The following is an 18,272-nucleotide window of genomic DNA, read 5'->3' on the forward strand; positions in this document are numbered from 1 at the left end:
GAGGCACGACTATTTCGAGGACTCCGACAGCCCTCGCGCGCGGTCCCGCAGCACGAACTTCTGGATCTTCCCCGTCGAGGTCTTCGGCAGCGACCCGTACAGCACGGTCTTCGGCACCTTGAAGCGCGCCATCCGCTCACGGCAGAAGGCGATCAGTTCCTGATCCGAAGGCGGCTCCGCCCCCGGCTTGACCTCTAGGAACGCGCACGGGCTCTCACCCCAGGTCGAATCGGGCCGCGCCACCACGGCGGCCAGCATCACCGCGGGATGGCGCATCAGCACCTCCTCAACCTCCAGGCTGGAGATGTTCTCGCCGCCCGAGATGATGATGTCCTTCGCCCGGTCCTTGATCTCGACCGACCCGTCCGGATGCCAGACCGCGAGGTCGCCGGTCTGGTACCAGCCCCCGGCCAGCGCCTGCGCGGTGGCGCCGGGATTGCCGAGATAGCCCTTCATCACGGTGTTTCCGCGGAGCCGGATCTCGCCGACGGTGGTGCCGTCCTGCGGCACCGGCCGGTCTGTCGCAGGATCAACCACCGCGGCGGCTTCGAGGGTTGCGAGTGGCACACCCTGCCGCGCCATGCGGGTGTAGCGTTCGGCGTCGGCCAGGTCCGTCCAGTCGGGCTGCGCAAGGCAGACCGTGGCGGGGCCGTAACTCTCGGTCGCGCCGTACAGGTGCAGCACCTGGAAGCCCAGTTCCTCCATGGTGCGGATGATCGTCGAGGACGGGGCCGCCCCGCCGACTGCGCACCGCACACGTTGCGGAAAGGCGACGCGCTCCGAGGCCGGCGCGTGCGCGATCATGGAGAGCACGATCGGCGCGCCGCAGAGATGCGTCACGCCATGCGCCGCGATCAGCCGGAAGATCGCCGCCGGTTCGACCTTGCGCAGGCAGATCTGGGTCGCGCAGGCGGCCACGCTCGCCCACGGGTAAGACCAGCCGCTGCAATGGAACATCGGCAGCGTCCAGAGATACACGCTCTCGGCGGTGAGCCCGAAGGTGACGGCGTTGCCGAGCGCTTGAAGGTAGGCGCCACGATGGCTGTAGACCGCGCCCTTCGGATCACCGGTCGTGCCGGAGGTGTAGAGCAGGCAGAGCGACTGCCACTCGTCGGCGGGGCCCGCCCAGGCGTAATCGGGATTGCCCGCGTCGAGGACAGCTTCGTAGGGGAGGGCGTCGGCGATATCGGCCTTGCCGATCGTCACCACCAGCAGGGGCCGCCCCAGTTCCGCGAGGGCCTGCGTGGCGAGCGCTGCAAATTCGGCTTCGACGATCAGCGCGCGGGCGCCGCCATGCGCCAGGGAGAACGCGATGGACGCGGGATCGAGGCGCGTGTTCAGCGGATTGAGGACGGCGCCGAGCATCGGCACGGCGAAATGGGCCTCGATCATTTCAGGGATGTTTGGGGCCAGGATCGCCACGGTGTCGAGGCGCGCGACGCCATGGGCCGCGAGACCGGAGGCGAGGCGGCGGCAGCGCGTATAGAGATCGCTGTAGCTTAGGTACCGGTCGCCATCGATCACCGCGATCCGGGCCCCGGCGGCCGATGCGGCGCGCGCCAGAAGGCTCACCGGCGTCAACGGCACGTAATTGGCCGGATTCCGATCGAGATCGCTCTCGAACGGATGGCGGCCGGATTCGCCGGACGGCGCAGGGTGCGGATCAATCTCCGTCATGATTTTGCCTTCTGACCGGGCTGCGGGCGTGGCGTTCGCTCCGCGATGGGATGATTTCGCGCCGGCTCCTGCTGTCAATCGCCGATCTGCACTCGGCCGGTGCCGCAGCCGGCTTCTGTCACGACGCATGGTTGACGGCGCGTCGGCCGTGGCGGATGCCCATATTCTGGACTCGGCCCATCCGGGCCGGCGGAGGGACGGTGACCGTGGGGAACGACAACCTGCCGATGGTGCCCGTTCAGGCGGGACGGGCCATGGCCGAGAGCAGCGTGGCGCGGGCGCGCGAGGCCTATGAGCGCTTTGCCGAAGCCGGCGAGATGGCGCTCAACGCCTTCGAGACCTCGATGTCCGAAACCTTTCAGGGCTGGCGCTCCGTGATGGGCTCCAGCCGGGAGACCGCCCACCAGCTGAGCGAGAGCAACGTGGCCGGAGCCCGCAGGATGCGCGAGCAATGGGAGGCCGCCGGGGCGCGGCTCTACAATGCGTTCGAGGACAACGCCGCGCACACGCTGGCGGCGATGCGCGAGATCGGGCACCGAGTCTTGGTCGCCTCCGACACGAACATCCGCGCCAACCTGGATTTCGCGGAGCGCATCGCACAGGCTGCCGATGCCCGGGAGGTCGCTTCCCTCAACGTCACCTTCCTGCAGGAACAGGCGCGCCGGCTCACCGACCAGATGGTCGACCTCCATCAGACCACGAGCCGGCTCGCCCGCGAGGCGGCCGTGCGTACCGAAACGCCGTGACCGTCGACGTGACCGTCGACATGGCCGCCCTGACGGCCCCGATGCCGCGGCTCGACGATCTCAGCCGCGCCGACGTGCCGTTCCGGACCGGCGACTTCCTCGCCTACGCGCCGCACGACTTCCACCGCATCGCCTACGTCGAGTGGGGCGATCCTGACTCTCCGCATGTGGTCATCTGCGTGCACGGCCTGAGCCGCCAGGGCCGGGATTTCGATCCGCTGGGCTATCTCCTGGCCAAGATGGGCTACCGCGTGATCTGCCCGGACCTTCCGGGGCGCGGCCTAAGCGGATGGCTCAAGGACCCGGAACTCTACGGCCTGCCGCAATACGCGGCCGACATGGCGTCGCTCATCGCGCACCTGCGGATTCCCGGTAAGATCGATTGGGTCGGCACGTCGCTGGGCGGGCTGACCGGCATGGTGCTGGCCGCCGCGACCAACACGCCGATCCGCCGGATGGTAATCAACGACATCGGCCCGTTCCTGCCCTGGGCGCCGATCCGCCATATTGGCTCACGCCTGCGCGATGCACCACGCCTGCACCACAACCTCGCCTCGGGGGAGTCGCGGTTGCGCACCGTGCTCGCGGCGTTCGGGCCGCTGACCGACGAGCAGTGGCGGCACATCGCCAAGCACAGCTTCTTCCCGGAACCGAACGGCGGCTGGCGGCCTCATTACGACCCCGGGATCGGCGACGCCTTCCGGCCCGGGCGTGTCTACAGCGTCAGCATGTGGCGCGACTGGGACGCGATCCGGTGCCCGGTCCTGTTGCTGCGCGGCGAGCACTCGGAACTGCTGCTCGCCTCCACGGCCGACGAGATGACCCGGCGCGGGCCGCCGACGGAGCGCGTCGAGATACCCGATTGCGGCCATGCCCCCGCGCTCCTGGACGATCAACAACTCTCGATTGTAATTCGCTGGCTCGGGCCACCGGCGCGGGCGTAACGCCCGTGCGCGGCCCGGTTGCCGCGGATACCGCTGAGTCGGGCGATTCGACAGTCGATTTTCTACACGCATTGATAAAGAGCGTCCGTATTGCGCATCCGCGCAAATATTCCGTACGCAGGTTCCCGGTAGTTTCATTGGTATGAAATAAGTCGGCCGGCCTATGTCTGCTGGATCGCGCGCGGTCGACGCTCAGGTCGGGAGACCATTTTCGGTATCTTAAATGTCGCGAGCGTGACCTTTCGTTGCACACCGGGCTTGGCTGTGGCATCTATTGCGCGCAGGCTAGAATCTGTGCCGTGCGATCACGCAGCATTGAGTTGTAGTCGGCGGCTCGGGTTGCAGTTGCGCACACCCGCCAACTAGAGACGACGTTCGGACACCCACGATGGCCAAGCCCAGCCCCAAGCCGAAGCAGACCACGGCGATCGATCATGGTGTCGGCAGCCGCATCGCGTTCCTGCGTGCGGCGAACGGACTGAGCCAATCGGCGCTGGCCAGCGCCCTTGGGGTGAGCTTCCAGCAGGTCCAGAAGTACGAGACCGGCAAGAACCGCGTCGGGGCGGGCCGTCTGCAGGCGATCGCCGAACGGCTCGGTGTCCCGGTTTCGAGCTTCTTCGATCCTGAGCCCGAGAGCACGACCGAGAATGGACCCTCGCTGCTGCGTATCAGCGGCGCCGTCGAGCTTCTACGCGCCTACAATCAGATCGCCGACGATCAGATGCGCCGCGATGTGCTCAGCCTCGTAAAGTCGGCGGCGCGTATCGGTCAGGGCCGCACGGCTGCAGCGGCGGAGCAGGGGGCGGTTCGCGACGCGCTGCCGGGCGCCTGAAACCGGTCGCCATCTGTTGACGGCGCGGCTGCAACGGGCAACGCCCAAGGCAGGAACCGCAACGGAGGCAATCTCGCGTGCTGCCGGCAGACATCATCCATCTGCTCGCCGATCTGCCCTCATGCGGGACGGACGAAGACGTGTCCGTGCTGCTGACGGTCCCGGGATTGCGGGTGGAGCGCATCGTATCGACCGGGCAGGCGAGCCCGCCGGGCTTTCACTACGATCAGCCCCACGCCGAATGGGTTGTCGTGCTGGCCGGTTCGGCCGACCTGCGGTTTGCCGACGAGGCTGAATCCCGGCGTCTTGCTGCTGGCGATGCGGTACTGATCGCGCCCCACCGTCGCCATCGGGTTGATTGGACGGATTCGCCGACCGTGTGGCTGGCGATCCACTTCGGCCCCGAGCTCACAGTCTAAGGCGTCAGGGTTCGTAACGCGCGAGCGCGATCGCTGTGTCGCCGTAGACGCGCCGCTCGTGCTCTCTGAAACCGTCCGGCCAGGCGAGCCGCACCGTCTCGGCTTCCTCCACCACCACGAGGGCGCCCGGTGCCAGCCAGCTGCCGGTGGCCGCGCTCACCAGGGCCCGGGGCGCGAGATCGCGGCCATAGGGCGGGTCGCAGAAGACCAGCGAGAACGGTCCCGCTGTGCCGGCGGGGCCGAGCTTGGTCGCGTCGCGTCGGAAGAGACGCGTCACGCCCTCGGCGCCGAGGGCCTCGATGTTCGATCGGATCACGCCGCGCGCCTCGGTCCCCTCATCGACGAGGAGCGCGTAGGCCGCGCCGCGCGACAGCGCCTCGAAGGCGAGCGCGCCGGTGCCGGCGAACAGATCGAGCACCCGGGCGCCCGTGACAGCCTCGTCGTAGGCGTGTGTCAGCACATTGAAGAGCGCCTCCCGCAGGCGATCCGAGGTCGGCCGGATAGCATCGGTGCTCGGAGCTGCGAGGCGTCGGCCGCGCCAAGCGCCGCCGACGATCCTCATCGCGTGCCGCGGGGTGGGCGGCCACCGCCGGGCTTGCCGCCGCCCGGTGCGCCGCCGGGGCGACCACCAGGCCGCCCGCCAGGACGGCCACCGCCCCCGGCGCCGCCACCCCCACCACCACCGAAGCCCTTGCCCGGGAAGCCGCCAGCTTTGCCGCCGGGCCGCGCACCACCGGCTTTCGCGCCACCGAAGGCCGGCTTGCCACCGCCGAAGGCAGGCTTGCCACCGCCGAAGGCCGGCTTGCCACCGCCGAAGGCAGGCTTGCCACCGCCGAAGGCAGGCTTTCCATCACCGAAGGCAGGCTTGCCGCCGCCCGGCCTGCGGTCCTGGCTCCCGAAGCCGGCTTTCCCGCGCGGCGCACCCTGAGCCGAATCCCTGTCGAAGGGCCGGTCCTGCCGCCCGCCCGGCCTGTTTGGCGGACGCGCATCAGACCGTCCCTCACCCCAACCCGACTCGGCACCGCGCGCGGGCGGCCGGCGCGGCCGTTCGCCCTGTGCATCAGCGCCGCGCGATGCTCCGTTCCGTTCGCCGCGCGGTGCGGCGGACCCGCGCTCCTGCCCGAAGCCGCCACTCCGGCCGGGCGCGCGCGCGCCCGCCCCGCGCTGCGCACCGGGCGGACCGTCATCGGCATAGCGGCGGCGTGCCTTGGCCGGCTGTTCAACCTCGATCGGGCTGGCCGCGAGGCGCTCCACCACGACCCGGCGGTCGCCGGTCCGGATCGAGCCCACGCGCTCGCGCCCGCGCTCGGCCGAAGCGGCCTGTGCGGCGCGCGGATCGGCGCCGCGGCGGGGGATACGCGTGCCCCGCGGCTTCGACTCATCCTCGTCCCGCCACGCGGCCTTGCGTGGCGCCGATCCGGACCCACCCGTCGCGACGCGCGGTGCGGGCGCAGGACGGGCTGCATTGCGCCGGGGGGCGTCGCCGCCGCCTCCATGCCCCTGTGCCGATTTCGCTCCGCGATCTGCGGCCTTCGACTCGCCGAACGGTGAGATCGGGTCCCGCACCGGACTGTCGAAATCCACGCCCGCCTGTTCGGCCAACGACTTGCCCAGCTGGTCCTTCAGCACGCGGGTCCGAATCTCTTCAACGAGGCCGACCTCGAGGTCGCCCAGCTGGAACGGCCCGAACGACAGGCGGATCAATCGGTTCACCGACAGCCCGAGATACTCGAGGATGCGCTTGACCTCGCGATTCTTGCCTTCGCGCAAACCCAGCGTCAGCCACACGTTGTCGCCCTGGACCCGATCCAGCGTGGCCTCGACGGGGCCGTATTCCATCTCGTCGATGGTGACGCCCTTCGAGAGCCGATCGAGCTGCGCCTGATCGATGTCGCCATGGGCGCGGACGCGGTAGCGACGGAGCCAGCCTGTCTCGGGATGGGCGATGACCTTGGCGAGGCCGCCATCGTTGGTGAGGAGCAGCAATCCCTCGGTGTTGATGTCCAGGCGCCCAATCGAGACGACCCGGGGCAGCTCCTCGGGCAAAATATCGAAAACCGTCTGCCGCCCTTCGGGATCGCGCGCCGTGGTCACGACGCCGCGCGGCTTATGGAAGATCCACAAGCGGCTGCGTTCCCGCAACGGCATGGGCTCGCCGTCGATCAAGATCGTGTCGTCGTCGGTGACGTTCCGCGCCGGCGAGGTCAGCGTCTCGCCGTTGACGCTCACCCGACCCGCCAGGATGATCGTCTCGGCCTCGCGCCGGGACGCGATTCCGGCGCGCGCCATGGCCTTCGCGATGCGCTCCCCGGGAGGCGTCTGCTCGGCGGCCTCGATGGCGGGTGGCTTGTCGGCGGGTGGCTCTTCGGTGGCCAGCGCAGGGGCAGGCTGATCAGCGCGTGGTTCCGCCTGACCTGGCTTGGGGACCACGCCGGCCGGATCGCCGTCGCGATTGGCGTCGGTTGTCGGGCTCCACGCCTCGGCTCGTGTGCGCTCGGGGTCCGGGCGGTCGGAACCCCCGGCTGTGTCGTCGTTCGGCAAGTCGTTCATGCCCGGGCCTTACCAGAGCCGGCACCGGCAGGCGAGACAGTCTTTCAAACCGCTTGGCCGGATGACAACGCGAAAGGGCGTCCCTTGAGGAACGCCCTTTTCGTACGTCAGTGGTTGCCAGACGCAAAAGCGTCGTCCGCCGCGGGACGAACGCGGATCAAAGTCGGGGTGAACGACCGCGCATCACGCCGAATACGGCGGAGATCAGAAACAGGGCGATCGCGACGAAGAAGACGATCTTCGCGGCCTCCATGGCCGTGCCGGCAATCCCGCCGAAACCGAGCAGAGCCGCGATGAGCGCGACGACGAGAAACGTGACAGCCCAGCCGATCATGGCATCCTCGCGGTGTTCGTGCCGATCTGGAGTGGGAACCCGCCTGTGGCGGGTCCCGTTCCGGTCAGCGCGTGACGATCAGAGCTTGTCGGTGGCCGACTTCACGGTGTCCTTGGCGTCGCCGACAGTGCTCTGGGTCTTGCCCTTCAGCTCCTGAGCCGCACCCTCGGCCTTCAGCTTGTCGCTGCCGGTGACGTCGCCGATGCCCTGCTTGGCCTTGCCGAGAGCCTCGTTGGCGGCGCCCTTGATCTTGTCCGTGGTGCTGCTCATGGGAGTGTCCTTTACAAAGGCCGGCGGCGGCGCCGCACGAGACGCTAAGAACGGCCAGGGTCGGGCGAATGTTCCAAGGCTTAACATTGCTCTGGATCAAGACATCCGGCGCATCCGTTCGTGGCGCGGCGGGGCGGTGTCATGACGGCTGACACGACGGTCCCCGGGGGCATCGCGACGGCGTTCGATCAGGCTTTCGCGGCGGCCCGGCAGGCTGCGGAGGACGGGGAGGTGCCGGTGGGCGCCGTCGTGGTCCGGGACGGGACCGTGCTCGCCGTCGCCCACAATCGTCCCAGGGCCCTACGGGATCCGACCGCACACGCGGAGATCCTGGCGATCCGGGCGGCCTGCGCGGCGATCGGCGATGAGCGGCTGACCGGCTGCGACCTCTACGCGACCCTCGAACCGTGCCCGATGTGCGCCGGCGCGATCTCGTTCGCGCGGATCCGGCGCCTTTACTACGGGGCGTCGGACCCCAAGGGCGGCGGCGTCGAGCACGGCCCGCGTGTTTTCAACCAGCCGACCTGCCACCACGCGCCGGAGGTCTATAGCGGTTTCCGCGAGCGTGAGGCGGGGATGCTCCTGCGGGACTTCTTCGCGTCGAAGCGGGTATGATCGGCGAGATAACCGCCCAAGGCCGCAGCTCGAGCCGGAGGACACCGCCATGGTTCCAGCCTATTCCCGCGCCCTGATCGTTGGCGCCGGCTCCGGCCTCAGCGCGTCCCTGGCTCGGCTCCTCGAGGCGGATGGGCTACGGATCGGCCTCGCCGCGCGCAACGTCGGAAAGCTCGCCGGTCTGGCCGCGGAAACAGGCGCCGCAATCCATGCCTGCGACGCGAGCCGGCCGGAGCAGGTCGAAGCACTGTTCGCGCAGATGGAGTCCGCCCTCGGGGGTGCGCCCGACGTGGTGGTCTACAACGCGAGTGGCCGGTTGCGCGGTCCCGTGGCCGATCTGGATCCGGCCGCGGTCGCCGAGGCGCTGATGGTCAGCGCGTATGGCGGGTTCCTCGTGGCTCAGGCCGCGGCGCGGCGCATGCTGCCCCATCGCCACGGGGCGATCCTCCTGACCGGCGCCTCGGCGAGCGTGAAGGGCTTCGCCGGTTCGGCGCCGTTCGCCATGGGGAAGTTCGCCCTGCGCGGCCTTGGTCAGAGCCTCGCCCGCGAGTTGCAACCGCAGGGCATCCATGTGGCGCACATCGTCATCGACGGTGCCATCCGCAATCCGGCCCGCGGCGGCGAGCCGGCGGACGCGCCGGACAGCCATCTCGATCCCGAGGCCATCGCGCGGGCCTATCGGGATCTGCTGCGTCAGGATCGGAGTGCGTGGACGACGGAGCTGGAACTGCGCCCCTGGACGGAGCGGTTCTGAACGCCCCTAGGGGTTCACCCGCAAGCCGAGCAGGAAGGTGTTGTCGCTGAAACTCGCACCTGCCGCCGTGCTGTTGATCTGCTGGTAGATGTAAGTGCCGCGCAGGGTGAGCCAGCGGGTGAGGTGGTAATCGAGCCGCGCGGTTGCCGAGACGCCATTCTCGCGGATCGTGCTGCCCTGGTAGGTGTTCTTCAGGAACGAGCCGCCGAGCACGATCGACAGATTGCGGAACAGGTCGTGCTGGACTTCGAGCGTCGCGACATCCGTGAGGATGCCGCTCGAGCCCGGAATCGTCGTCTCGGTAATGCCGGTGGCGGCGGTGAGGCGAACCGTGGTCAGCGGGCTCATCGACCAGACCAGAGCGGCGTTGACCAGCGGTGCATCGATGGCGCGCAGGGTCGGATCCACGTATTCGCGATGCTGGATGCCCGCCGAGATCTCGCCGGTCAGCGAGCGCAACAGGCCGAAGCTGGCGCCGACCAGGAACGAGATGCCATTCGAGTCGCGCCGGATCCCATTCTGGTCCCGCTGCAGATCGTAGACGCGCGTATCGCCCAAGATATCGACGAACGGGCTGAAATCCGGATTGACCTCGTAAGCCGTGCGTAACTGCAAACTGTACTGGTTGAGATTGCGATCGGCCTGATTGATGATCGTCCCGTCCGAGAGGCGGGCATTGTCGAACTCCGAGCGGTCGATCGAGCCGCGTAGGGTGAAGGACAGACGGTTGAACGTCTCGGTGGCGCCGAGGGACGCGCCGTAGACCGCGAGCAGCGGCCGCGTGGTGGCCGAAGCGGCCTGAAGATTGGCGGTACCCAGCTGCAGGTTGGGGTTTCCGGTCCGTTGCGTGTCGACCAGGAAGCGGCCTTCCGCGTCGATGTGCAGATCGCGATTTGCGTCGAGGCGCCAGCGCACGACGCCGTCCGCGGCTGGCCGGCTGGCGGCTTCGTTCTGCGGCGTTTCGAGATAGGCGCCGCGCAGGGAGCCCTGCAGCGAGCTGGAGGCCCAGTTGCTCTGGAAGTCGACGGCAGCGTCGGTGCGCAGCGCCACCGATCCCCGCGCGAATTGCCGCGAGGTCTGGTCAGGATTCGAATCGTAGCCGAGGCTCTGGGCGAAGCTCGGCAGAACCGTGAAGGTGCCGACTTGGTAGCCGATTGGTGCGTAGGCGGGATCCGTGGGGATCGGCCGCGCGAGGTCGGTTCCCAGGATGAAGCCCGGCGTCAGCAGGCCCAGGGCGGACGTGTTGGCAAGCAGCGGGAGGATCGGTCGAAGCTGGGTCTGCGCCTGCGGCAGCGGCATGCCGACCACCGGCTGCTGGATGATCGGTGTGAGCTTGATCGCCGGGCTCGGCACCTGGGTGATGTCCTGGGTGATCCTCCGGGTCGCGGAACCGAGCCGGCGCGGCGGTGCGGCCCGCGATCGGAGCAGGGCCGAGGGTGCCAGGTTGCTCGGTGCCGTCGAGGAGCCCCCGGTACGCCGGCCACCACTTGTGACGCGGGTATCGAGCTGCGATGCGCCCGGCTGGGTCTGCCCCTGCGCCGGAACTGGGGGCGAGAGGGGCGAGCGCAGGCTGTCGCCGCCGGTCTGATCACCGCCCAGTGCGTCTCCGGTCGGCGAGCCGCGGCCATTGTCCTGCGACAGACCGTTCGGCAAGCGTCGTTGTAAGGCTGGCAGCCCGTTCGGTCCCGCTTCGAGACCAACCCCTGGATTGTCGGGCTGCCCGGTCACGGGGCTCGCTGCATCGAAGCGTTGGGCCGCCGTCGGCGACGCGGCGAGCGCCAGCGTCAGGGCCGCATAAGCGAGCCGTTTCTCGTGCCGTTCCCGTCGATCAGGCCGCGCCGTCCGCACTTGATCCCGGTCTCCACAAATATCTCGGCCGTTAAGCGCCGAAATTCATCGTCCAGATGGCAGCCGAATGGGCCATCGACATGGTTAATTCAGGCTAGCGGAGCGTGGTTAATGTGCCGTCAACGGCGAGCCTGGCCAGCATTCGAGCGCCGCCGTGGACTGTGACACGCGTAACAACCGTCCGATTGAGATTTGCATCGCAATCCGCTAGGATCCTACAGACTTCGATCGTGTCTAGTTCGGTTTGTCCGATCTGGATATTCGGCAGAACAGGGGTCGATCATGATTGGGAATGTAGAAAGCGAACATTCGGGGCGCGTCGAGCTCGCGGTCGATATCGTTGCGGCTTATGTGTCGAACAATTCGGTGCCCTCCACCGAACTTCCCGGGCTGATCGACGTCGTCCACACGGCCCTGAGCCATCTTGTCACCACGGGACAGAGCTCGAATGGACCGGTCGAGAAGCTGACTCCGGCGCAGATCCGCAAATCGATTACCCGAGATCACATCGTCAGCTTCGAAGATGGGAAGCCCTACAAGACGCTCCGCCGGCATCTCACGCTTCGCGGATTGTCGCCCGAGGCCTACCGGGCGAAGTGGGGATTGCCGCGGGACTATCCGATGACGGCGGCCAGCTATTCCGAGCAGCGGTCCGAATTGGCGCGGGCACTCGGGCTGGGTCAGCAGCGCCGCAAGTACAACGGTGCGAGTGGAGCGGCGGTGAAGGAGCTGGTGCAAGTGGCCGCGAAGGAAGCGCCGGCTACGCCCACAGCAAAGGCGCGGGGCCGCAAGAAGACTCCGGCTTGATTGCGTTCGACGGGCCGGTGCGCGTGTGAGAGCCGCTCAGGCGCTTCGCGCTCCCAGAGCCCCGTACCGGTAAGCACGCGGCCTCCGCCGGCGCGCTTCTATGGCCTCGTCCGGTTGCGCCGCGCGCAACCGTGCGCCGCGTCATCGCGGCTAGGCAGGCGGCGCGATGCTGCCATCCTGCGCATGTTGCTTCGCACAATCGCGTTCACCCTGCGCCGGAGAGAGTTGCCGTGCCGCCGTTGCCGATCCTCGCCCTCGCCGTCGCGTCCTTCGGGATCGGCACCACGGAATTCGTGATCATGGGCCTGCTGCCGGAGGTGGCGCAGAGCTTCGGCGTCACCATTCCGCAGGCGGGCTACCTCGTGTCCGGTTATGCGATGGGGGTGGTCGTGGGCGCCCCAGTCGTGGCGATCGCGACGGCGCGCCTCCCGCGCAAGACCGCGCTGCTCGCCCTGATCGGTGTGTTCCTGGCCGGAAACCTCGGCTGCGCGGTGGCGCCGACTTACGGTCTGCTCATGGCGGCGCGGATTCTCACGGCGTTCGCGCACGGAGCGTTCTTCGGCATCGGCGCCGTGGTGGCACGGGATCTCGTGCCGCGCGAAAAGCGCACGCAGGCGGTCGCGCTGATGTTCACCGGGCTCACGCTCGCCAACGTCCTCGGCGTTCCCCTCGGCACCGCCCTCGGGCAGGAAGCAGGATGGCGTTCGACCTTCTGGGCGGTGGTCGGGATCGGGCTCGCGGCGGCCCTCGCGATCCAGCTCTGCGTGCCCGCCGGGCTGCCCGGCACGCGTGCGCGCCTAGTCAGCGAGTTCCGGGCTCTCGGCCGCTGGCCGGTGCTCCGGCCGATGCTGATCTCGACCCTGTCGTCGGTCAGCTTCTTCACGGTGTTCACCTACATCACGCCGTTCCTGACCAATGTCAGCGGATTCACGCCCCACGGGGTGACCCTCGTGCTATTCGCCGCCGGGATCGGCCTGACCATCGGCAACCTCGCGGGCGGCCATTTCGCCGACCGGGGTCAGATGGCGACGATCATCGGCAGCTTCCTGGGCATCGTGACGGTGCTGCTGGTACTGACGGTCGTCGCGCATCATGCGATCGCGACCATCGCGGTGCTGGTTCTGTGGTCCGGGCTGGTCTTCGCCCTGGTCTCGCCGTTACAAATCTGGGTGGTCGAGGCCGCCAGTGACGCGCCCAATCTCGCTTCGACGTTGAATCAGGGGGCGTTCAACCTGGGCAACGCCACCGGCGCCTGGATCGGCGGAACGGCGTTGACGTTCGGGATCGGTTACGGCGAGCTGCCGCTGATCGCGGCCGCCGTGTCGCTGGTCGGCCTCGGCCTCACGGTCTCGGCCGTCAGCCGCTCCGGCCGGCGGATCTTATCATCTTCCGCGAAGGGGGCTTGAGCCCGCGGGGGAGCGGCCCGCGCACGGCGAACGGTCTCCTCTCCCCGCGCATCTCACAAACGGGCGACCTTACTTTCAATCTCCCGTCCATTCGGGCTCTGCGCCGCTTAATCCGTACGGACGAGATCGCCGAGAAGACTCGCCGCCACCGTCGCCTTGGAGACCGTCAGGCCGGAGGTCCGGATCGCGTCCACTGCGTCGCGGATCCGCGCGAGCGACGCGCCGCGGGCCTTCGCCCAGGCCTCGACCGCGTTGGGTCCTGCGCCCAGGTCGGCCACGACTTCGGCGGTCAGCTTGCGATGGGCGGCGGCGATGCCGGCCACGGCGCGCTCCAGGGCGACCCGGTCGAACGTGTCGGCTACCGGGACGGTGCGCGCCGCCGCGGCGAGGTCGTCGAGGCGGAAGGCATGTTCCAGGGCAAAATGCGTCGCCGCCACCTCCTCGACCGGCCGGCCGCTCGTCTCGGCCACCCGCACGATGTCCGGAGCCGAGATCAGCGCCGTGAGGGAGGCGAGCCGCCGGGCCTGGGCCGGCGCCATGCCGAGGCCGCCGAGTTCCGTGGCGCGCGCATCGATCGCCGCCCGCGCGGTCTCGTCGAGGGCCTTCGGTAGCGCCGCCTCGACCGCCGCGATGCCGTCTCGGTAGCGCGCGACCACCGGGGCGAGGCCGCCGGTGAGATCGAGGTTGCGGATGAACCAGACGATCCGGTTCATCAGCAGCTCCTGCACCTCGGCGTAGAGACCAAGCTGGCCCTGGCCGGAGATCCGGCCCGCCACACCATCGATGGCGAGATTCAACTCCATCAGGCCGAACGCGTCCCGCGTCACCGCATAGGCCTTGGCGATAGTGGCGGCGTCGGCGCCGGTACCGTCGACGAGGCGGGTCACCAGGGATGGGCCGCCTCGGTTGACGATGATGTTGGCGAGCGCCGTGGAGATGATCTCGCGACGCAGCCGGTGCCCCTTCACGGCGTCCGGAAACTGCTCGCGCAGGGCCTTCGGGAAGTAGCGCTGCAATTCCCGCTCGAAATACGGGTCGTTCGGCACGGCGCTGTCGAGAATCGCGTCGTGCAGCGACAGCTTGGCGTAGGCGAGCAGCACCGCGTATTCCGGCCGGGTCAGTCCTTCGTTCCGGCGCATGCGCTCGGTCAGCGCCGCGTCGTCGGGCAGATATTCCACCGCCCGATCGAGGCGACCCTCCGCCTCCAGCGCCTGCATGGTCCGCATGGCGAAGCCCGTCTCGCCGAGGCCGCCGCGCTGGGCCAGCGAGAGCGCCAGAGTCTGCAACTCGTTGTTGCGCAGGACGAGGTGGCCGACCTCCTGGGTCATCGTGGCCAGCAGGGTGTTGCGGGCCTCGTAGCTCAACCGCCCATCGCGCTCGGGCGTCATCAGGGCGATCTTGATGTTCACCTCGACATCCGAGGTGTTCACGCCGGCGGAATTGTCGATCGCGTCGGTGTTGAGCCGGATGCCTGCCCGGCCCACCTCGATGCGCCCGCGCTGGGTCAGGCCGAGATTGGCACCCTCGCCGACGACCTTGGCGCGCAACTCCGGCCCGGTGATGCGCACGGCGTCGTTGGCCCGGTCGCCGGCATCCTCGTCGGTCTCGGTGGTGGCGCGGACATAGGTGCCGATACCGCCGAACCACAGCAGGTCGGCTGGCGCCTTCAGGATCGCCTGCATCAGCTCGGCGGGCGTCGCCTCGGGGCGGTCGAAGCCCAGGGCGGCCCGGACCTCTCCGGAAAGCGGAATGGTCTTCAGGCTGCGCGGAAACACGCCGCCGCCCTGTGAGATCAGACCCCGGTCGTAATCCGCCCACGAGGAGCGGCCGAGGTCGAACAGCCGCTGCCTTTCAGCAAAGCTCGCCGCGGCGTCGGGGTTCGGATCGAGGAAGATGTCCCGATGGTCGAACGCCGCGATCAGCCGGAGGCTCCGCGACAGCAGCATGCCGTTGCCGAACACGTCACCCGACATGTCGCCGACGCCAACCACGGTGATCGGGTCGGCCTGCACGTCCACATCGATCTCGCGGAAATGGCGGCGCACCGCCTCCCAGGCGCCCCGGGCCGTGATGCCCATGCCCTTGTGGTCGTAGCCCTGGCTGCCGCCGGACGCGAAGGCGTCGCCCAGCCAGTGGCCCTTCTCCAGCGAGAGGGCGTTGGCGATGTCCGAAAAGGTCGCGGTGCCCTTGTCGGCTGCGACAACGAGATAGGCGTCGTCCGGGTCGTGCCGAACCGTGTCGGGCGGGGGCACGATCGCGTTGTCGACGATGTTGTCGGTGAGTTCCAGCAGCGTGCGGATGAAGATCCGGTAGCTCTCGGTGCCCTCCTGCATCCAGGCGGCGCGGTCCGTGGGCGGCGGCAGGCGCTTCGGAAAGAAGCCGCCCTTGGCGCCGACCGGCACGATCACGGCGTTCTTCACCTGCTGGGCCTTCACGAGGCCCAGAATCTCGGTGCGGAAATCCTCCGGCCGGTCGGACCAGCGCAGGCCGCCGCGCGCCACATAGCCGAAGCGCAGGTGCACGCCCTCGACCCGGGGGGAATAGACGAAGATCTCGAACAACGGCCGGGGCAGCGGCATCGCCGCTACCTTCGCGCAGGCGAACTTTAAGCTGATCGTCTCCCGCGGCTTACCCTCCGCGCCGGTTTGGAAGAAGTTGGTCCGCAACGCCGCCTCGACGAGGTTGACGAAGCGGCGCAGGATCCGGTCGTCGTCGAGGCTGGTGACGTCGGCAAGCGCATCCTCGATGCCGGCGCGGACCTCCGCGGTCCGGGCCGTCCGGTCGCCATCGGTGGCGGGGTCGAACCGGACACGCAACAGGTTCACGATCGCCCGGGCGATGCCGGGATGCCGGCTCAGTGTGCCGGCTAGGTAATCCTGGCCGTAACGGATGCGCAGCTGGCGCAGGTAGCGCCCGAATGCGCGCAGCAGCGCCGCCTCCCGCCAGTCCAGGCCGGCTTCCAGGATGAGGCGGTTGTAGCCGTCGGATTCGGCCGCCCCGTCCGCGATGGCGAGCAGCGCGGCTTCGAGGGGCTGTTCGAGATCGGCCAGCGCGACCGGCGCGCCGCTGGCGCGTTCGAGCAGCATGTCGTGCAGCCAGACCCGATCCGCTTCGCCGGCGCCTGCCGGCAGGACCCGGTAGGTGCGCTCGTTGATGACGCGGAAGCCGAGATTCTCCAGCACCGGCACCCGGTCGGACAGCGCGATCGCGGTGCCGCGCGAAAAAACTTTCAGGCGCACCTGTGCGTCCGCGTCCGAGCCGCGCCGGCCCAGATGCACCGCCCGCGGCTGGGCCTCGCCCAGGCTCTCCAGGATCGCGATATCGTCGACGGCGACATCCGGCTGGAAATTGTCCCGATAGGCTGCCGAGAACGCCTCCGCGTACCGCGCGGCGAGCAGGCGCCCGCGGTCGCCGCCCTGGCGGTCTGCGAGGGCGGCCCGCAGGGCGTCGCCCCAGGTCCGAACCAGGGTGCCGATGCCGGCTTCGAGGCTCGCCGGGTCGATTTCGGGCGCACCCTGATCGGGCAGGCCGACGATGTAGTGGGTGCGGGCGAGGGGCCCTTCGGGGAAATCCGGGTAAGCGGCGCTGAGCCGTCCGTCATAGGCCTCGGCGAGGTAGGCGCCGATCCGCGCGCGCACCGTGGAATCGTAACGGTCCTTCGGGACGTAGACGAGGAGCGACACGAAGCGGCCGAAGCGATCCGGCCGCGACAACACGCGGATCCGCGGCCGGTCGGCGAGGTTGGCGATGGCCAGGGTGAAGCGATAGAGCCGCTCGATATCGATCTGGAACAGCTCGTCGCGCGGATAGCTCTCCAGCACCGCCAGCTGGCTACGGCCGGCATGGCTGGTCGGGTCGAGCCCGGCCCGCGCCACGACGGCTTCGACCTTCCGGCGCAGGACCGGCACCTCCCGGGCGGGGCTGGTGTAGGCGGTGGCGGTGAACAGGCCGACGATCCGTACCTCGCCGGAGAGCTTGCCCGCACCCGAGAACAGCTTGACCCCGACATAGTCGAGATAGGCCGAGCGGTGGACGCGGGACTTCACGCTCGCCTTGGTGATGATGAGCGGCTGCGGCTCTTCCAGGAAAGCCAGGATCTCCGGGGTGTAGTCGACCGGAGTCCGGCCCCGGCGCAGCGGGGTGGCGCCGGGATCGCGCAACACGCCAAGGCTCGACCCTGGCACGAGGGGATGGGCCTCGCCGTCGATCCCGTGCTGCTGCATCCCGAGCAGCAGGAACTGGCCGTCGATCAGCCATGCCAGGAAGGCGCGCGCCTCCTCGGTCTCGTGCTCGGGCATCGGTGAGGGCGAACGGCCGAGCTGCCCGGCGAGGTCGGTGAGGCGGGCCAGCATGGCGTCGTGGTCGTCGCTCGCCAGCGCCACGTCGCGGTAGACCGCCGCCAGGGACTCCTGAAGCCGTGCGCCGGCCTCGGCCTCGATCCGGTCGAGATGGATGTGAATGAAGCTCTCGCGCGCGAGGCTGCCATGGGCATCCGCGGTGGTCTCGCCGACCACGCGGATGAGGGCGCCCCCGGCATCGCGCTCGACCCCCAGGATCGGGTGCGCGACGAGATCGGGCGACAGGCCGTACTCAGCGAGTTCGGCCAGAGTCGAATCGAGCAGGAACGGGCGGTTGTCGTTGACGACTTCGAGGATGGTCGCCTCGCGCCGTCTCCCGTCCCGCACGAGCTCGACGTCGCTCAGGCGTATCCGGGCCAGGTCGCCCGACCGACGGGGACCGGCCAGAAACGCCCGGGCCGTGGCGGCGAGGTCAGCCAGCGCATCGGCCGGATAGGGCGCCAGATCCTCCGGCGTCACGCGGCCGAACAGGTCGCGCACGAAGCCGCCAGGCCCGCCCTGCTGCCCGACGATCTCGGCGGCCGCCTCGATCAACCCCGTGCGTGCGGATTTCTGCTCCAAGGAGGACAGGGCCGTCGCGGTTTCGAGTGTCATCGCGCTTCTCCAGAACCGGGTCTGCCGGCCCCAGGCCCCCCGATCGCGTTGGACGCGGGAGCGGCGCACGGCCGTGGATCTGATGCGCTCACCAGCAGGACCGACGTCCCAAGCGGCG

At 69.0% G+C, this 18,272-nt stretch carries 15 protein-coding genes; 8 read left to right on the forward strand and 7 right to left on the reverse strand.

The window, feature by feature from the left end; translation table 11 throughout:
* Positions 1–9: 9 nt before the first annotated feature.
* Entirely contained in the window at positions 10–1,677 is a 1,668-nt protein-coding gene (locus tag OXS27_RS04555) for an AMP-binding protein (protein ID WP_267354509.1), read from the reverse strand.
* A 200-nt stretch (positions 1,678–1,877) separates the two neighbouring features.
* Here OXS27_RS04555 and OXS27_RS04560 point away from each other — a divergent pair, with 200 nt between their 5' ends.
* From OXS27_RS04560 to OXS27_RS04575, 4 genes are all read left to right on the forward strand, one after another.
* Positions 1,878–2,423, forward strand: a complete 546-nt coding sequence (locus tag OXS27_RS04560) for a phasin family protein (RefSeq protein ID WP_243921179.1) — start codon at positions 1,878–1,880, stop codon at positions 2,421–2,423.
* The gene (locus OXS27_RS04565; RefSeq protein ID WP_267354511.1) at positions 2,420–3,367 is read left to right on the forward strand and encodes an alpha/beta hydrolase; all 948 of its coding nucleotides are present in this window, start codon (positions 2,420–2,422) and stop codon (positions 3,365–3,367) included. The genes OXS27_RS04560 and OXS27_RS04565 overlap by 4 nt, the downstream gene beginning before the upstream one ends.
* A 388-nt stretch (positions 3,368–3,755) precedes the next feature.
* Positions 3,756–4,199: a helix-turn-helix transcriptional regulator gene (locus OXS27_RS04570; RefSeq protein WP_267354513.1), complete on the forward strand. Its 444-nt coding sequence runs from the start codon at positions 3,756–3,758 to the stop codon at positions 4,197–4,199.
* A 92-nt stretch (positions 4,200–4,291) separates the two neighbouring features.
* The gene (locus OXS27_RS04575) at positions 4,292–4,618 is read left to right on the forward strand and encodes a cupin domain-containing protein (protein ID WP_267354801.1); all 327 of its coding nucleotides are present in this window, start codon (positions 4,292–4,294) and stop codon (positions 4,616–4,618) included.
* 4 nt (positions 4,619–4,622) lie between these two features.
* On the opposite strand, the gene rsmD is transcribed toward OXS27_RS04575, so the two are convergent.
* The 4 genes from rsmD to OXS27_RS04595 form a co-directional block, all read right to left on the reverse strand.
* Complete coding sequence (gene rsmD, locus OXS27_RS04580) at positions 4,623–5,180, reverse strand: 16S rRNA (guanine(966)-N(2))-methyltransferase RsmD (protein WP_267354515.1); 558 nt, start codon at positions 5,178–5,180, stop codon at positions 4,623–4,625.
* Positions 5,177–7,168 carry a pseudouridine synthase gene (locus tag OXS27_RS04585; protein WP_267354517.1) on the reverse strand — a complete coding sequence of 664 codons (1,992 nt, stop codon included), beginning with the start codon at positions 7,166–7,168 and terminating at the stop codon, positions 5,177–5,179. Before OXS27_RS04585 ends, rsmD begins: the two co-directional genes overlap by 4 nt.
* Before the next feature lie 157 nt (positions 7,169–7,325).
* The gene (locus tag OXS27_RS04590) at positions 7,326–7,502 is read right to left on the reverse strand and encodes a DUF1328 domain-containing protein (protein ID WP_010683547.1); all 177 of its coding nucleotides are present in this window, start codon (positions 7,500–7,502) and stop codon (positions 7,326–7,328) included.
* A 78-nt stretch (positions 7,503–7,580) separates the two neighbouring features.
* Positions 7,581–7,772: a CsbD family protein gene (locus OXS27_RS04595; protein ID WP_243921169.1), complete on the reverse strand. Its 192-nt coding sequence runs from the start codon at positions 7,770–7,772 to the stop codon at positions 7,581–7,583.
* 141 nt (positions 7,773–7,913) lie between these two features.
* Here OXS27_RS04595 and OXS27_RS04600 point away from each other — a divergent pair, with 141 nt between their 5' ends.
* Positions 7,914–8,387: a nucleoside deaminase gene (locus OXS27_RS04600; protein ID WP_267354522.1), complete on the forward strand. Its 474-nt coding sequence runs from the start codon at positions 7,914–7,916 to the stop codon at positions 8,385–8,387.
* 49 nt (positions 8,388–8,436) lie between these two features.
* A complete protein-coding gene (locus OXS27_RS04605) occupies positions 8,437–9,141 on the forward strand; it encodes an SDR family oxidoreductase (protein WP_267354523.1) in 705 nt (234 codons plus the stop codon).
* A gap of 6 nt (positions 9,142–9,147) precedes the next feature.
* Here the strand turns inward: OXS27_RS04605 and OXS27_RS04610 are convergent, their stop codons facing one another.
* On the reverse strand, positions 9,148–10,794 hold the full coding sequence (locus OXS27_RS04610; protein ID WP_267354525.1) for an outer membrane beta-barrel protein: 1,647 nt from the start codon (positions 10,792–10,794) through the stop codon (positions 9,148–9,150).
* Between the two features lie 477 nt (positions 10,795–11,271).
* Here OXS27_RS04610 and OXS27_RS04615 point away from each other — a divergent pair, with 477 nt between their 5' ends.
* Together OXS27_RS04615 and OXS27_RS04620 are read left to right on the forward strand one after the other, a co-directional pair.
* Positions 11,272–11,796: a MucR family transcriptional regulator gene (locus OXS27_RS04615; RefSeq protein ID WP_243921162.1), complete on the forward strand. Its 525-nt coding sequence runs from the start codon at positions 11,272–11,274 to the stop codon at positions 11,794–11,796.
* Between the two features lie 230 nt (positions 11,797–12,026).
* The gene (locus OXS27_RS04620) at positions 12,027–13,202 is read left to right on the forward strand and encodes an MFS transporter (protein ID WP_243921160.1); all 1,176 of its coding nucleotides are present in this window, start codon (positions 12,027–12,029) and stop codon (positions 13,200–13,202) included.
* Positions 13,203–13,309: 107 nt separating this feature from the next.
* Here the strand turns inward: OXS27_RS04620 and OXS27_RS04625 are convergent, their stop codons facing one another.
* Complete coding sequence (locus OXS27_RS04625) at positions 13,310–18,154, reverse strand: NAD-glutamate dehydrogenase (protein WP_267354528.1); 4,845 nt, start codon at positions 18,152–18,154, stop codon at positions 13,310–13,312.
* Positions 18,155–18,272: the final 118 nt, after the last annotated feature.

Origin of the sequence: Methylobacterium sp. GC_Met_3, assembly GCF_026540775.1 — a bacterium.
GTDB lineage: Bacteria > Pseudomonadota > Alphaproteobacteria > Rhizobiales > Beijerinckiaceae > Methylobacterium.

What these genes read in the sequence shown, in the direction of transcription:
- OXS27_RS04555 (WP_267354509.1), bottom strand. Translation starts at nt 1,677, where the DNA reads ATGACGGAGATTGATCCGCACCCTGCGCCGTCCGGCGAATCCGGCCGC.
- OXS27_RS04570 (WP_267354513.1), top strand. Translation starts at nt 3,756, where the DNA reads ATGGCCAAGCCCAGCCCCAAGCCGAAGCAGACCACGGCGATCGATCAT.
- rsmD (WP_267354515.1), bottom strand. Translation starts at nt 5,180, where the DNA reads ATGAGGATCGTCGGCGGCGCTTGGCGCGGCCGACGCCTCGCAGCTCCG.
- OXS27_RS04585 (WP_267354517.1), bottom strand. Translation starts at nt 7,168, where the DNA reads ATGAACGACTTGCCGAACGACGACACAGCCGGGGGTTCCGACCGCCCG.
- OXS27_RS04590 (WP_010683547.1), bottom strand. Translation starts at nt 7,502, where the DNA reads ATGATCGGCTGGGCTGTCACGTTTCTCGTCGTCGCGCTCATCGCGGCT.
- OXS27_RS04595 (WP_243921169.1), bottom strand. Translation starts at nt 7,772, where the DNA reads ATGAGCAGCACCACGGACAAGATCAAGGGCGCCGCCAACGAGGCTCTC.
- OXS27_RS04600 (WP_267354522.1), top strand. Translation starts at nt 7,914, where the DNA reads ATGACGGCTGACACGACGGTCCCCGGGGGCATCGCGACGGCGTTCGAT.
- OXS27_RS04605 (WP_267354523.1), top strand. Translation starts at nt 8,437, where the DNA reads ATGGTTCCAGCCTATTCCCGCGCCCTGATCGTTGGCGCCGGCTCCGGC.
- OXS27_RS04615 (WP_243921162.1), top strand. Translation starts at nt 11,272, where the DNA reads ATGATTGGGAATGTAGAAAGCGAACATTCGGGGCGCGTCGAGCTCGCG.
- OXS27_RS04625 (WP_267354528.1), bottom strand. Translation starts at nt 18,154, where the DNA reads ATGACACTCGAAACCGCGACGGCCCTGTCCTCCTTGGAGCAGAAATCC.